Raw genomic sequence first — 15,735 nt, forward strand, 5'->3', positions numbered from 1 at the left:
ATGTTTAGGGAGAAAGCATGATTAGATTAGCCTTCAGCGTTGGTACGGGTTGTTACGTCACCCACCTTAGCAAATAGACCCCATTCCACTTGTTCTTCGAGATCAGGATCAATACCAGCAAATACGTCACGGTACAGGGTACGAGAACCATGCCAGATGTGACCGAAGAAGAACAATAGAGCAAACACTGCGTGTCCGAAGGTAAACCAACCTCTGGGACTGGTACGGAATACCCCGTCAGAACCGAGGGTTTCGCGGTCAAAGGTAAAGGGTTCACCTAACTGCGCCTTACGAGCAAATTGCTTGACATCAGCAGCGTTGGTGAAGGTTTGACCCCCTAACGCACCACCGTAGAAGGTAGCGGTAACACCACTTTGCTCAATACTGAGTTTAGACTCAGCCCGACGGAAAGGAATATCAGCCCGAACAATACCATCGGCATCGGTTAAGACAATGGGGAAGGTTTCAAAGAAGTTAGGCATCCGACGAACGGTTAAAACACGACCGTCTTTGTCCTTAAACACAGGGTGTCCTAACCATTCTTTAGCGATACCGTCACCACTATCCATCGCACCGGTACGGAATAAACCACCTTTAGCGGGGCTATTGCCGACATAATCATAGAAAGCCAGTTTTTCGGGAATTTTAGACCAAGCTTCCGAGACACTGTCACCAGCAGCGATATTGGATTCAACCCGGCGCTCGATTTCTTGTTGGAAATAACCGTTATCCCATTGATAACGAGTCGGTCCAAAGAGTTCGATAGGGGTGGTCGCGTTACCGTACCACATGGTTCCGGCAACCACGAAAGCAGCAAAGAACACAGCAGCAATACTACTGGATAACACGGTTTCAATGTTACCCATTCTCAGTGCTTTGTAGAGCCGTTCTGGCGGTCTGACCGTTAAGTGGAACAAACCAGCAATAATGCCCACAATACCGGCTGCAATGTGGTGAGCTACCACACCCCCAGGGTTAAACGGGTTAAAACCGGCCGGCCCCCATTCCGGTGCCACCGGTTGGACGTGGCCCGTCAAACCGTAGGGATCAGATACCCACATTCCCGGTCCCCAGAGTCCGGTTAAATGGAAGGCTCCAAAACCGAAGCAGAGGAGTCCAGATAAGAATAAGTGAATCCCAAACATTTTGGGAAGATCCAGGGCGGGTTCCCCTGTCCGAGCATCAATAAATAGCTCTAAGTCCCAGAATACCCAGTGCCAAACCGCAGCTAGGAATAATAAGCCAGATAAGACGATGTGAGCAGCTGCCACACCTTCAAAGGACCAGAAACCAGGGTTAACGCCGGTTTCTCCGGTGACACTCCAGCCACCCCAAGAGCCGGTAACCCCTAAACGGGCCATGAAGGGAAGCACAAACATCCCTTGTCGCCACATGGGGTTAAGCACGGGATCACTGGGATCAAAGATGGCTAACTCATAAAGTGCCATAGAACCTGCCCAACCAGCCACTAGGGCAGTGTGCATCAAATGGACGGAAATTAAGCGTCCTGGGTCATTCAGAACAACTGTGTGAACTCGATACCAAGGTAGTCCCATTGACTACGCTCCTCCTGTTGAGAATATGTCTACTTCGACGTTTTTTTCTTATGGATGTTAAGGTTATGTGACTTATGTCGGGCGATCGCTGTCAAACAACTCTCACAACCCAAAAGTCAGCTAACCTACATTATGCCAAGAAAATGAAATTTATTTAAAGAAGTGTAACTATTGTTAGTCTCAATTGCAAGTTTTTTCGTCTCCTGTAGTAAGAATTGCATAGTTTATATGTTCTAGTTGGTGGTTCTAACTCGGAGCAGAAGCATTAAAATTGAGTCTAGACTTATCTAACAATCATTAATTAATGACTTATTATAGAACCATTCATTTTTCTGATACGGATGCGGCAGGGGTCGTTTATTTTGCTGCTTTATTATCCATCTGTCACGAAGCTTATGAAAATGCGTTACAAGTGGCAGGAATTGATCTAAAAACGTTTTTTACCAGTTCAGATATTGCTATTCCTATTGTTCATGCTGACATTGATTTTTATCAACCTGTATTTTGTGGCGATCGCTTACAAATTAATCTCCAACCGACTCAATTAAATGAAACAACATTTGAGATAAATTATCAAGTTTTTTATGACCATAATTTAGAGCAGTTGGTTGCTAAAGCAAATACTAAGCACGTTTCCATTAACCCTAAAATACGTCAACGAAGTCCTTTATCTTTATCTATCCTTCAATGGCTAACATCGAATTTATGAGTTAATAATAATTGACTTACAGCCATTTTCTGTCAGTAATGGCAAAGTCTAGCATTAACTTAAAGATGCGATCGCATTTTTCTTTGAAGATGACACGGTTATAACTATCGGGTAAGGTGTCGTCTAAGATTTCTTCTATAGTGGTTTGTACTGTTTTTCGGGTGCGGGTGTCTTTCCACCAGTCTTGTACTAAAACTCTGGGTTTCCCTTGTTTGAGGCGTTTTATCAGTTGTTTGGCTGCCAGTTTGACGTTTTGGGTTTCTGTTTGGGTGAGTTTATCTTGTTTAAGGAGATCAAATAATTCTAATTCGTCTTGAGTTAACCCTTCTTTGATATGACGTTTATCTTCTGTGTCTAAGTCTTGAATAAAGTTGATTAATTCTTGATAATAGTTATCGGTGGCGGAGTTTCCTGTATTATAGCGATCGATTATGTTTTGTAAGCGTTGAACAAAATCTATTCTTGTTTGATTTTGTTGCATCATTTTGTCTAATTTATCTTGGATAAAGGCTTTAATTTGCGCTATTTTTATATTTTTATATTGAGTATTGGGAAAGTCTGCTTTGAGTTGTTCAAAGTCAATTTTACTGAGATCCCAGGTTTGTCCTTTTTGAATGAGTTGATAGGTTGCCTGATGTTCTTGTTGATTAAAGGTTTCGGCGTTATCAACCATAATACTTTCGTCTAATAGTTCGGAAATATTGTGGTTAAGATCGTCAATATTTTCTTGTTCAACTAAGGCATCTATTACCCCTTTTAAGTATTGAATGATTGCAATTTTTTGCCGTTGTTTCCAATTATTGCTTAATATTTCAGGTCGGCAGCTTTCGTATAGGGAGGTAACGGTATTATGATAAACGTTCAAGGCTTTTCTTTGGTAATCTTCCCTGAGTAATATATCAGCAAAGGTATTAAATTGACTAATGTTTTTAAAGGGGTTTTTATCATTAACACAAGTTTCTAAGTTTATGTCATTTTCTTGAAAAAAATTAAAGGTTTCTACAATCGCATCATCTAAGAGTTTAAAGAGTTCTTTTTTGTCTTTGACAGGGGCATTTTCTGTGTTGTTTTCTCCTTGTCCATAGTCTTTTAACGCTTCTTGCATATTCCGAAAAACGTTATAATAATCAACAATTTCTCCGTTCTTTTTTTCGATTAATTGACCGTTATATCCTTTGATTTGATAGGATGTGACTCGGTTTGCACGGGCGATAGTCTGCATTAATGTATGGCTTTTCATGGGTTTATCTAAATACAGAGTTGAGATGGTTTCTGCATCAAAACCGGTTAACCACATAGCACATACAAAAACAATTTGCAAGGAATGTTTAGGATCTTTAAAGTTATATTCAATATCGTGACCATTATTATCAATGGTGTCTAATCTTTTAATATGAGGTTGTAGGTTAAGTCCCTGTTGTTCAAATTTTTCTTTGTCTGCGTTGGGGTCACTAATAACAACGGCCATGTCAACGGTTTTCATATATTCAATTATCTTTTTGAAGCGTCTTTTTTCGAGTTCACTGTTAGTATTTGTAATCAGTTTTCGCAGTCGTTTTATTTCATTTTTCCAGTGAATTTGTACTTTTTCATACATTCTAACGGCGGTAAATTTATCGACGGTGATCACCATTGCTTTTCCGAGATAACCTCGACGGGGGAAGTGATAGACGATATCTTTGGCAATGGTTTCTAGGCGATCGTCTCGTTTAATAATTTCTAATTCTCTGGCGAATTTTCTTTCTAGTTTTTCTTGTTGTATTTCGTCTATATTTTCGTCTTCTAAGAGTTGATAAAATTCCTCGTTTAGATCCTCATTTTGGATCAACATTTGGGGGACTCGCTTCTCATAAAAGAGGGGTAAGGTTGCTTGATCAGCAATAGCATCTTGAAAGTTATACTCAGAAACATAGTCACCAAACCATTGATTTGTTTTTCGTTCTTTTCCTAATAAGGGTGTCCCGGTAAAGGCAATAAAATGCGCCCCTTTTAACCCCGATCGCATATTTTCAGCTAAGTCTTTATACTGGGTTCGGTGTGCCTCATCTACCATCACAATAATTTCTCTCTTGTCTTGTTTGGGGTCAAATAAACGAGGGTATTTTTTCCCTTTTGGGTAGCGAAATTTTTGAATTAAAGTGAAGACAAATTTTCGATTCTGACTCAAGAATTTACGCATTTCTTCGGCGTTTTTCGGTTGTACTGCTTCTTTTTCGCCGATGGTTTCTGTCGTAACAAAGTTTTTATAGATTTGGTTATCTAAGTCATCCCTATCGGTGACAACGACAAAGCAAAAGTTACCTCTTACTTTACGAAAGATTTTTCTTGCATAAAAGATCATAGAAAAGCTTTTTCCTGATCCCTGCGTGTGCCAAAATACGCCGAGTTTTCCGTCATAGTCTTGTCTATTTAAGAATCTTTCATAAGCATTATTCACCCCTAAAAATTGATGGTTTTGAGCAATGATTTTGTGATCTCTGCCGTCTTTATTCCTAAATAAGATAAAGTTTTCGATATAATCTAATAATCTTTCGGGTTGTAAAAGTCCCTGGATCACATATTCTAAACTGGTGGCATTTCTGGCAATTTCTTGACGGTTAATGTTGTCTTTTTCTTCTATTTTAAACCAGTTAAAAAAGCGATCCCATCCAGACGAAAAACTGCCTATTTTTGTTTCTATGGCGTTGGATAAAATACAAATAGCGTTACAATGAAACAGTTGAGGAATATCATTAAGATAGTTTTGTAAGTTATCTTCGTAAGCAGTTCGTAGTTTAATGTTGGCGTTTTTTAGTTCTATGAAAACTAAAGGTAAACCATTAATATAGAGAATAATATCAGGACGACGATAAGCTGCTTTTGGGGTTTGTCCCGTGGTTTTTATCCACAGTTGAGAGACTGCTAAATATTGATTATTATCGGGGTTATCAAAGTCAATTAATTTAACGGTTTCTTGTTGTTTGACTCCATTTTTGTCTTCAAAGGTAACTGTAACCCCGTCACGAATAAGGTTATCTAACTTTTTGTTTACAGTAAGGGGTTTGATCTGCGATCGCCGTTGAGAAAGGGTTTCAATGACTTGGTTAATGATGGTTTCGGGGATGTGTTTATTGAGGTGTTGACAAGCGGTTTTTAGTCTATCGGTAAGGATAACATCTCGTTTATCTTTTCGGTTTGAGTTATCGTTAATATCTTCAGGGTTTATGGTGTATGCGTTTAAGGTTTCATAGTTATAGTTTTGCTTGAGTTGTTGTAATAATTCTTGTTCGATGTTGTCTTCGGAAATCAGATTTTTTACCATAGTTTTATTCCATTGAGGATGGGAATTTTATGTTTAAGTTATCGACTGATAGTTTGCCAGATATTAAGCGAGATAAGAGTTGATTTTTTGTTTTGTCTAAGTTTAAAATTATATTCTGATAATTTTCAATTTGTTGATAAATGGAAACTACATAATGACTAAATTTTTTTTGTAATTCAATATGAGGAATTAATACATTTTGTGTTGTCAATTCTGTCCAGTGTCTCTTATATTCAGTAGTTGTTGCTTTGTCTTTTATCAAATGGAACAAAAAATACACAGGCATTGATCCAACTGGTAAAAAAGGAATTACATTTTCAGCTAGTGAAAAATCTCTCAACATAAGTGTCATTTTACAGGTATGATCTCCAAAAACTATTATTGGATTATGAGGTGATGCTATATGTTCGGGAACACCATTATAAAAACCAAGAAAATCATTTTTTGATTGATCAATCACAATTATCTCTCCTTCATTTTCAAGCTCATTTTGTTTATAAATTTTTCCATATTTTTTTCGTTTTACAATATTTTTAATCCGTTTAACTTCCCAACCTTTAGGAATACCCTTATCAAAATCAGTATTTTGCCAACCTGGAAAACGAAAGCGTACAAACCATTCACGATAGATATCTTCCGCCATTTTTTCTAATAGGTTAATGCGGCGTTTATTGTTTTCGATTAAATCATCATAGGTTGAGAGGATAGCGGCGATTTTTTGCTGTGTTTTTAGGGGTGGTATTTTAATTTTAATTCTAGACAAAATAGATTGATTTAGTAATGGTTGTGCGCTGCCACCAGCTAAATCATTAAGAGGGAAAGAACGTAATAAAAAATATACAAAATTGAGATTATTTTTATTTTTCACAGTAGCAACTATTGTGTTATCACTTGCCCAATATTCATCTAATTCTAAATAAACCGATCCACAATAAGCTCCAACTCGACCAATTATGATACTTTTACAAAATCTAGATTCATTTGAAAAGCCTATTTTTCCATTTGATCCATATACGGGGTATTTCCCACAAGATAAAACTTTAATAGCTTTCCCATTATGAAATTTTAGTATATTTCCAAGATTTTCTTCTGTCCAATCAATCATAATTTTAGATTAATGTTTCAATCATAACTAAACCCCAATAAAAAGCATTACTGTATGTAAAGAAAAGAGAATAATAAAGGGTTAGGTGTTAGGTGTTGTCTAAAGATTAGGATCTAGTGTACCCCGAACAGCAGAGAAAGAGAGCATCACACCCTATTATTACCCAAAGATCAGCCCCATAAAAGATCCCCTCCCCTTTGAAAGGGGAGGGTTAGGGAGGGGTTACTTGCCGCCCGATGGGTATAGAACCCCCCTGTGTCCCCCCTTATCAAGGGGGGAGGGGTTGCTAGTATGTGGCCTGGGGTTACGAAGGGGGGAGGGGTTGCTAGTATGTGGCCTGGGGTTGCGAAGAGGGGAGGGGTTGCTAGTGAGTGGTTGGGGGTTATGATAAGCGATCGCCCTTATCTCCTTTCCCTTACAAAATCACCCCCATAAAACATCCCCTCCCCTTTGAAAGGGGAGGGTTAGGGAGGGGTTACTTGCCGCCCGGTGGGTATAGAACCCCCCTGTGTCCCCCCTTATCAAGGGGGGAGGGGTTGCTAGTATGTGGCCTGGGGTTACGAAGGGGGGAGGGGTTGCTAGTGGGTGGTTGGGGTTACGAAGGGGGGAGGGGTTGCTAGTGGGGGGGTTACTGTTGGTTTCTCATCTCACGAATAGTAAAGGCGATCGCTTCAACCACAGCATCTAACTCTTGATACACTTGACGGTTGGTGAAACGTAAAAAACGGTTGCCAAAAGACTCGATAAACGCTTGTCGTTCGGTATCATAGACTTTAGTTTCCGGAGTAAAATGACTGGGCCCATCAACTTCGATCGCCAGTCGTAACTCAGGTACATAAAAATCTACCACAAACGGACCGATACTATATTGTCGCCGAAACTTAACCCCTTCTACCTGTCGCCGTCGTAACCTGGCCCATAATAACTGTTCTGCCGGTGGCATATTATTTCGCAGCGATCGCCGTTTTTCTTTTTCCGAAGATTTATTATAGATTTGTGTCATAGTATAGAGTTTCTCCTGTGTAACAGTCCCCTCCCCTTAGTAAGGGGAGGGTTAGGGAGGGGTTAAACCCCATCCTACTCACCCGTCAACTCTCGAATATTGATCGCGATCACATCAGCTAAAGCGATCGCTTCCTCATTCAAACTTTCTAACTGCTTATTCATCTCTAATAACCCCTCAATAAACTCCTCCTCTGTCTTCCCGTCTTCTTCAATGACAACCCCCACATAACGGCCCGGGTTCAAAGAAAAATCTTGTTCTTTTACCTCTTGGGGTGTGGCCAACTTACACAACCCGGTCACATCTTCATAGGCAGCATGGGGGAATCTTTCTTGTAACCAGTGAATATGGCGATAAAACCCCTCAGAAGCTTTCACTTCCTTATGCAAAGTTTCTAAAGCTTCTTTTAACTGCTTCATACCCCGTTGTTTATTCCCTGTTTCTTTCTCATAACGCCGCACACTTTTATCAAGTCCCTTTAACCCATTGTGTAAATTGGCAAAAAATGGGTCAAATTCTGCCCTTAAACCCTGTTGTTCACCATTAGCTGCTTCAATTGACTGTTTATTCTGTTTTTTAACATATTGCTCATAACGTTCTTGTAACGTCCCCAAACTGCGCCACTGGTCAATTAACCCCGTAATCGCTTGTTTTCCTGCTTCATCCCCCAAAACCGTTAATAAATGCTCGCTGACAGCTTCTACCTGTTCCTTATTCTCCAATAAACAAGTCATTCCTTGAGCAAAATAATGATCAATTAAACGAATAAAAGCGTCCCGTTCCCCCCGATGTAACTTACTAATAATGGCAATATTGTGAACTTGTTCTTCACTAAATTCTCGATGAGCGCGGTCAATTTGTGTGAAAATATTACGAGCATCAATAAAGAGAATGTTATCATCTTGTTTTGCGCGATCAAAAAACCATAAAGTTGCTGGTAATGTTACCGTATAAAACATATTTGAAGGTAAGGTAAGCATCCCATAAATTAAATTTTGAGTAATTAGGGTTTCTCTAATTTCGGCCTCACTATGACGAGCATCTGATGCAGAATTAGCCATAACTAAAGCAGCCCGTCCTGTTTCTTTTAAAGAAGATGCAAACAAATTAATCCATAAATAATTAGCATTAGGAACCGTTTCTTTTCCTTGATCTTTCTTCTTCGTTTTCGTCTTTTTACGAGGAATACCATACGTATTAAAACGGGGATCATTTTCTACCGTTGCAATGGGAACATCATCCACATTAAAAGGAGGATTCGCCATCACATAATCAAACTTTTGAAACCCATTAAACGGATCTTCACTATAACTATTTGCCTGTTTTATTTCCCCCCGTAACCCATTAACAGCGAGGTTCATTTTTGCTAACTTAACTGTATCTAACGTCTTTTCTTGACCATAAACATATAATTCATCCCCCGAAAAATCCTCACCCAACTGTTGACGACGACGCTGAATAAACTGTTGAGATTGTACAAACATTCCCCCCGATCCACAAGCGGGATCATACACCGTTCCTTGATGGGGTTCAATCATTTCTACCATCAACTTTACCACTGAAGTCGGGGTAAAAAACTCACCCCCTTTTTGACCTTCACTTAACGCAAACTTACCCAAAAAATACTCATAAATTTTACCGAAAACATCCCCACTCGCATCAATAGGAATATTAGAAAAAGTCTTTAATAATTGTGCAGGAATCGTCCGATCTGTGCGCGTCAAAGGCATATATTCATCCTTTGGTAAAACTCCCTCTAACTCTGGCTTATAATCCTCTATAGCGGTCATTGCTTCCTTGATCTTCTTAGCAATATCCTCTTGTTCAGGCAACTGTAAAAGGTAACTATATCTAGCATTATCAGGTAAATAAAACCCACACTTTTCTAAAGCAATATCCTCTATTTTTTTCTCTCGTCTTCCCCCTTTTAACTTATCAAACTCCGCCTTTATTTCTGGTTCACTTTGAACATATTTATTATCAGCAAACTTAAGAAAAATTAACCCTAAAACTGGGGTTGCATATTCACTAGATTTTAAATCCGTATTCGCCCGTAAATTATCGGCTGCTGCCCACAAATCAGCCTCTAACTGCTTTAATTGTTCTTGATTCATTCAATTTTAGTTATGGCACTATAAAACATACATTAGAATATTTTACAGCCTGTCTGTTGCCTTCAAAAAACGAACACGGAGGGATTTGAACCCCCGACACCCAGGACCGGAACCTGGTGCTCTATCCACTGAGCTACGTGTCCACATACCCTATTACAATAGCACGATTTTCGAGAAAGCGGTTAATTATTAAGTTTCAGTTAAGACTAGGATCACAATATTTATTCGAGGGGAAAGCCTAAATTTCTGTGTAATTTCGCTGTTTTAATCTCAATGTCGGTATGATTAGAATAGTAATAAATCTGATCAGACAATCAAAAACCTGAGATGATAGAATTGCTATGAATTAAGGGTCAAGAGTCTGCTGTGAGTCATACTCCTACATTAATGCCACATCTGGCAGTGTCTTCGTTGTCAGATAATAACCGTCTGAGTCTGTTTTGTGGATCGTCTAATATTGCCTTAGCCCAAGAAGTCGCCCGTTATTTGGGGATGGACATTGGGCCGATGATTCGTAAACGATTCGCTGACGGTGAATTATATATCCAAATTCAAGAATCAATTCGCGGTTGTGATGTTTATTTAATCCAACCCTGTTGTAATCCGGTCAATGACCATTTTATGGAATTATTGATCATGATTGATGCTTGTCGCCGAGCATCAGCGAGGCAGATTACTGCTGTGATTCCCTATTATGGTTATGCTAGGGCCGATCGCAAAACGGCTGGCCGTGAATCCATTACCGCTAAATTAGTCGCTAATTTAATCGTAGAAGCTGGGGCTAATCGGGTGTTGGCTATGGATTTACATTCGGCGCAAATACAGGGTTATTTTGATATTCCTTTTGATCATATTTACAGTACACCAGTTTTACTTGATTATTTTGCCACAAAGGATCTCTCTGACATTGTCATTGTCTCTCCCGATGTGGGAGGGGTTGCTAGGGCCAGAGCCTTTGCCAAAAAACTTGATGATGCCCCTTTAGCCATCATTGATAAACGTCGTCAGTCTCATAACGTGGCCGAAGTCATGAATGTCATTGGGGATGTGAAGGGCAAAACGGCTGTTTTAGTGGATGACATGATTGATACCGCCGGAACCATCACCGAAGGAGCGAAACTGCTCCGGGAAGAAGGGGCCAGACAAGTTTATGCCTGTGCCACTCATGCCGTGTTTTCCGGTCCTGCGGTGTCTCGCTTATCCAGTGGGGTATTAGAAGAGGTCATTGTTACCAATACCATTCCTATCCCAGAGCATCATCGTTTCCCACAATTAACGGTTTTGTCTGTAGCCAATCTCTTAGGAGAAGCTATCTGGCGCATTCATGAGGACACTTCCGTTAGTAGTATGTTCCGTTAAAATTTATCTAACTATCAGTAAGGTGGGCATTGCCCACCTTATTCATGATTAAGTTTTCATAATTCCTGACCACTGCACCTTTTTTTCTTGGGTGCGTCGATAGGAAAAGAAATGAGACGGAGATTGATAGGTACAATAAGGAGCGATGCTAATTTGTTCGGCTTGGATGCCTAATTGTTCGAGTTGCAATTGATTAATACGACGTACATCTAAACGCACTTTTCCGGGTTCGGGATCAGGTAGGATAGGGGGATTAGAAATCTTGGCTAAGGGCTTTAAAATGCCCTCTAAACTATCTATTTTCTCTTTTTTAAACAAACTCTCCCCGACTTCGGCTGCGACTGCTTCAGATACCTGATACACCTCTCCACTGATGGCAGGACCCATGGCAATGCGTAAATTTTTGATGGCACTACCCCAAGCTTGTAGACGGGCGATCGCTTCAGGTACAATGCGTTTGGCGGTTCCTCGCCATCCTGCATGAATAGCTGCAATATTGCCCGTTACCTCATCCCCAATTAAAACGGGAGTACAATCAGCACTGGCCACCCAAATGGCTTGTTTTTCAAGGTTAGCAATGATGCCATCAGCCGGGGGAAAATTATCCTCTGTCGTCTCTTCTCTAATTTCACTGGGGGAGAGAACCCGGTTACCATGAACTTGCTTGACTCGGTAGCTATGGGCTTGAGGATCAAGAATTTTGGTCAAATCTTCAGGGGATCTCGGATAAAAGGGTTGGGTAAAAAAGCCGTGAGGCCACAGTTTGAGTAGAGAACAAGTTAAATAGGGTAGCCCTTGGGCAGACTGCCATTGCCAGGTTTGGGTTAAGCGATCGCTCATCATATGTCAGTTACCAGTGATCAGTGAGCCGTTACCCCTTAATTGTAAAGGATTTGTCAAAAGACCCCACTACACCAAACGGTGATAGTGGGGCAATCTATCAAAGTACCACCGCTTTACGAGCAGGGACTAAATTTTTATGGGCTAAATATTCATGAAGTTCTAAGGGTTTAAGTTTACAAAGGTCTTTAGCTAATTCTTCGAGTTTAATTCCTTTGGGTAAATTAGGAGATAAAGACTCACGGACTAATCCTAACATCTGGGGTTCAGCCACTAAGAGAATAAAACGAGAGTCCCATTCGTGAAGACAATCTGTAATTTTGTGACTAATATCCTTAGCAAAGTTTCGTTCATATTCACTGAGATGGTTACTACGATGATCATCATAACCATGGCCTTGAGTGCGTGCGCCTCGGTTACGGCCTTTGGTATTGGCCCATAGTTCCCTTCCTGCCATTTCTTTGGCCGTATTGGTTAAACATTCGTGTTCTACCAAATTCGGACTTGATTCGTACTCGGGAAACTCAGCCTCTTCTAGGGTAAAGAAGCGGGCTTTGGTTCCATCCATAACAGCAACGACAGCTTGATTCATAGGATTTTTCGATAGAATTCTCAAGATCCCTATCGTAGCAATGAAAGTTGTATTCTAGAACACTTTGGAATAAACCTTAAAATTTAGAGAGGAAACCTAGAGGATTTTCGGTAAAACAACTTAACAAAGTCGTTTTAACTCCTCGTATAATCCCTTGAATCCTTTAATTTAACTAATTCTTCTAAGGAAGCTAATAATTTCACTTCCACTGAGAGAATCTCTCTTTGAGGGGTCAGAATAAAACGCCAGCCCACATTAACGGTGAATAAGGGGGTTGTCACTTTCCCTTTGATCTCCGCTTCAATGTGGTCGGTTTCTCCTGTTTCTAACGCTTCTTGCAGAGGAAAAAGGGTCATTTTCCTAGCTTCTTGCTGTAAATAATCAGCAATGGCTTCTTGTCCCATAATAGGGGACTCAAACGGAGGGGTTAAACTGCCATCCCTGGCAAACAGTTTTGCTGTCTCTAAAAAATTTTCTTGATTTAAGGTTTCAAAATATCTCGTGATAACCGGTTCTGTTAAATTAATAGGACTTATTTTTTGCGCTGATTTTATCATAATTTATGTCAAAATAGTCTCAAAGGTGTCATCTTATAGGATAACGTTTCTTTTATTGATAGCGTATACTTCTATTAGTCACAAGATTTTCAAATTTTTTGATGGGAGCAAAATTTTATTCTTAAAATATTTCTCATTTAATCCTTTTGATGTTAAATAGCTGATTATGACTCTTTATTGTCTTAACCCTGCTTGTCCTTATCCGAATAATCCCAATACTCATAACTATTGTCAAGGATGTGGTCAAGAATTATCTCAAACCACTCAAGGTTATTTATTTCGCGATCGCTATTTTATTAAACAAGTTTTGGGAGAGGGAAACTTTGGCCGAACCTATTTAGTAGAAGATCAAAATTTTTATCATAGAAAACGAGTCTTAAAAAAGTTTATCGCTAATTTTCAAGGACAAAATTTAGAAACAGCAAAAGAATTATTTAAACGAGAGGCTAATATATTAGATACCTTAAAACATGATCAAATTCCTGCGATTTATGATCATTTTGAAGACAATAATTCTCTCTATTTAGTAGAAGAATATATTGAAGGAGAAGATTTAGTCACAGAATTTAATCGAGAAGGAAAGTTTAGTGAAGAAAAAATAAAATCCTTATTACAAGATTTATTACCCGTTTTAGATTATCTCCATCAAAGAAACTTATTACATCGAGATATTAAGCCTGATAATATTATGCGTCGTCATGCTGATGGCAAATTAATGTTAATTGATTTTGGTGGCGTTAAAGAGGTTTCTAAGACTCGTGGAACATTAATTTATACCCCTGGTTATGCTTCAGTTGAACAAATGACAGGACATCCTCAACCAGCTAGTGATATTTACAGTTTGGGGGTCACTTGTGTGCGCTTATTAACAGGATGTTTTCCAGAAAATAATCATCAAGATGATCCCATTTATGATAGTAGTCAAGCCCTTTGGTTATGGCAAGATTATTTACAAAAAGAGAACATAATAATTAGTGATCAATTAAGTCATGTTTTAAATAAAATGTTAGCCCATTTAGTCCAAAATCGTTATTATAACGTTGGGGAAATTTTAGCCGATTTACAAGAGGAAACGGTCTCTATTCAATCGGTAGCGATTCCTCCTAATTTATCTCCTTTAGAATCACAAAAACAAAGAAATTTTAATTTAGTTAATTTTATAAAAAAAGAAAAATTATTAGTCTTTACGACTTTTTTTAGTAGTGGTATTATTATCAGTTGGATCATAAAATATTTAATTGATCCATCATCTACCAATGCTTTATTACTTTGGGAACAAATTATAAATTATACTGCATTCATCAGCATTTTTATATTTTTAGGGTCTTTAGTGATTTTGGTACTGAGAAGTCAAAATAATCAGAAAAAAAATCAGCAACTCACCATTAAACCAACTTCTTTACCATCTTCTACCATCAACAAAAAAGTCTCTTTATCTCATTCTGTAGTGACCGGTTCTACTCCTTCTGTGCCTTCCCCTAATCCTTCAATTAATCATCCTAAACCTCAAGTTAAAAAAGTAAAAAAAACAAACATAGGTTCTCTTCAATCCTTTGATTTTGAAGTTATAAAAGTTAATAAAAAAGGGGAGATTATTGAGCAAAAAAAGGGTAGTAATAAATATTTTATTGTTGATTTAGGAAACAATATTAACTTAGAAATGGTGGTGATTCCAGGGGGGCAATTTTTTATGGGATGTCCTCAACAAGAAGGACGCGATCGCCAACAGGAACGACCTCAACATCAAGTTATTTTAACCTCTTTTTGTATGAGTAAATATCCCATTACCCAAGCACAATGGGAAATGATTATGGGAGCTAACCCGTCTCACTTTAAAGGTCAAAATAACCCCGTAGATACCGTATCCTTTTATGACAGTTTAGACTTTTGTGAAAAGTTATCCGAAGCAGTTGGAATTACTTTTACTTTACCCAGTGAAGCACAATGGGAATATGCTTGTCGAAGTATAATTAATTCTGGTCAATATAGACAATTAGATGGGACAGAAATTTATCCTCCTTTTCACTTTGGAGATACCATTACCCAGACATTAGCAAATTATAATAGTAGTCGGACTTATCAACAAGAAACCATTGGAATATATCGACAAAAAACCACCGAAGTTGGTTCTTTTCCTGCCAATGAATTTGGTTTATACGATCTCCACGGAAATGTCTGGGAGTGGTGTGGGGATGACTGGCACGAAACTTATCAAAATGCGCCACAAGATGGTAGAATTTGGCTAGATGGAGACGAGAAATATTCCCCCATGCGTGGTGGTTCTTGGGCTGCTTTTCCTTTTTATTGTCGTTGTGCAAACCGTAGTCAAGTCCAACGAAGTAGTCGAAGTCGTTACAATGGGTTTTAGGGTTGTCTATAACTTTAAAAAACGGCCATAAAAAACACGCTTTTTTTGAGAATAAAAGCGCGAAAAAAAACACTAAACTATCAATATATTGTCAACAGTTTCTAAGCAGAATCAGACTAGGAGAAACTTCCTTGCTTACGGAAACTACCAGAACCGTTGCGGCCTGAATTCTCACGGGGTTTAGCTTTATTGACTCTCATTTGTCGGCCCATCCAGTCAGCGCCGTCTAAG

General features: G+C 39.0%; 11 protein-coding genes, 1 tRNA gene and 1 pseudogene. 3 read left to right on the forward strand and 10 right to left on the reverse strand.

What is annotated here, in order from left to right; genetic code table 11:
* Positions 1 to 26 precede the first annotated feature (26 nt).
* On the reverse strand, positions 27 to 1,556 hold the full coding sequence (psbB, locus tag C4E06_RS13805; RefSeq protein ID WP_107668599.1) for a photosystem II chlorophyll-binding protein CP47: 1,530 nt from the start codon (positions 1,554 to 1,556) through the stop codon (positions 27 to 29).
* A 304-nt stretch (positions 1,557 to 1,860) separates the two neighbouring features.
* Here psbB and C4E06_RS13810 point away from each other — a divergent pair, with 304 nt between their 5' ends.
* Positions 1,861 to 2,265: a thioesterase family protein gene (locus C4E06_RS13810; protein ID WP_107668600.1), complete on the forward strand. Its 405-nt coding sequence runs from the start codon at positions 1,861 to 1,863 to the stop codon at positions 2,263 to 2,265.
* 16 nt (positions 2,266 to 2,281) lie between these two features.
* Here the strand turns inward: C4E06_RS13810 and C4E06_RS13815 are convergent, their stop codons facing one another.
* The 5 genes from C4E06_RS13815 to C4E06_RS13840 all read right to left on the reverse strand — a co-directional run bounded on the left by C4E06_RS13815 (position 2,282) and on the right by C4E06_RS13840 (position 9,931).
* Positions 2,282 to 5,566 (reverse strand): type I restriction endonuclease subunit R, encoded by a 3,285-nt coding sequence (locus tag C4E06_RS13815; protein WP_107668601.1) that lies wholly within the window; start codon positions 5,564 to 5,566, stop codon positions 2,282 to 2,284.
* A gap of 4 nt (positions 5,567 to 5,570) precedes the next feature.
* Positions 5,571 to 6,671: a restriction endonuclease subunit S gene (locus C4E06_RS13820; protein WP_107668610.1), complete on the reverse strand. Its 1,101-nt coding sequence runs from the start codon at positions 6,669 to 6,671 to the stop codon at positions 5,571 to 5,573.
* Between the two features lie 628 nt (positions 6,672 to 7,299).
* A complete protein-coding gene (locus tag C4E06_RS13830) occupies positions 7,300 to 7,674 on the reverse strand; it encodes an endonuclease domain-containing protein (protein WP_107668603.1) in 375 nt (124 codons plus the stop codon).
* A gap of 74 nt (positions 7,675 to 7,748) precedes the next feature.
* Positions 7,749 to 9,788, reverse strand: coding sequence for a class I SAM-dependent DNA methyltransferase (locus tag C4E06_RS13835; RefSeq protein WP_107668604.1), 2,040 nt, complete (start codon positions 9,786 to 9,788; stop codon positions 7,749 to 7,751).
* Between the two features lie 70 nt (positions 9,789 to 9,858).
* Positions 9,859 to 9,931, reverse strand: a tRNA-Arg gene (locus C4E06_RS13840).
* Positions 9,932 to 10,175: 244 nt separating this feature from the next.
* Here C4E06_RS13840 and C4E06_RS13845 point away from each other — a divergent pair.
* The gene (locus C4E06_RS13845; protein WP_107668605.1) at positions 10,176 to 11,147 is read left to right on the forward strand and encodes a ribose-phosphate pyrophosphokinase; all 972 of its coding nucleotides are present in this window, start codon (positions 10,176 to 10,178) and stop codon (positions 11,145 to 11,147) included.
* Between the two features lie 48 nt (positions 11,148 to 11,195).
* Here C4E06_RS13845 and pgeF read toward each other — a convergent pair whose 3' ends face one another.
* From pgeF to C4E06_RS13860, 3 genes are all read right to left on the reverse strand, one after another.
* On the reverse strand, positions 11,196 to 11,987 hold the full coding sequence (gene pgeF / locus C4E06_RS13850) for a peptidoglycan editing factor PgeF (protein WP_370051339.1): 792 nt from the start codon (positions 11,985 to 11,987) through the stop codon (positions 11,196 to 11,198).
* Between the two features lie 100 nt (positions 11,988 to 12,087).
* Entirely contained in the window at positions 12,088 to 12,579 is a 492-nt protein-coding gene (locus C4E06_RS13855; protein ID WP_107668607.1) for a host attachment protein, read from the reverse strand.
* 134 nt (positions 12,580 to 12,713) lie between these two features.
* Positions 12,714 to 13,136 carry a ketosteroid isomerase family protein gene (locus C4E06_RS13860; protein WP_107668608.1) on the reverse strand — a complete coding sequence of 141 codons (423 nt, stop codon included), beginning with the start codon at positions 13,134 to 13,136 and terminating at the stop codon, positions 12,714 to 12,716.
* Between the two features lie 166 nt (positions 13,137 to 13,302).
* Between C4E06_RS13860 and C4E06_RS13865 the strand changes: the two genes are divergently transcribed.
* Complete coding sequence (locus C4E06_RS13865; protein WP_198648680.1) at positions 13,303 to 15,504, forward strand: bifunctional serine/threonine-protein kinase/formylglycine-generating enzyme family protein; 2,202 nt, start codon at positions 13,303 to 13,305, stop codon at positions 15,502 to 15,504.
* Positions 15,505 to 15,620: 116 nt separating this feature from the next.
* On the opposite strand, the pseudogene C4E06_RS28780 reads toward C4E06_RS13865, so the two are convergent.
* Positions 15,621 to 15,735: pseudogene (locus tag C4E06_RS28780) on the reverse strand (RNA-binding protein); the annotation flags it as partial.

Origin of the sequence: Cyanothece sp. BG0011, assembly GCF_003013815.1 — a bacterium.
In the GTDB taxonomy this organism is placed as follows: domain Bacteria; phylum Cyanobacteriota; class Cyanobacteriia; order Cyanobacteriales; family Microcystaceae; genus Crocosphaera.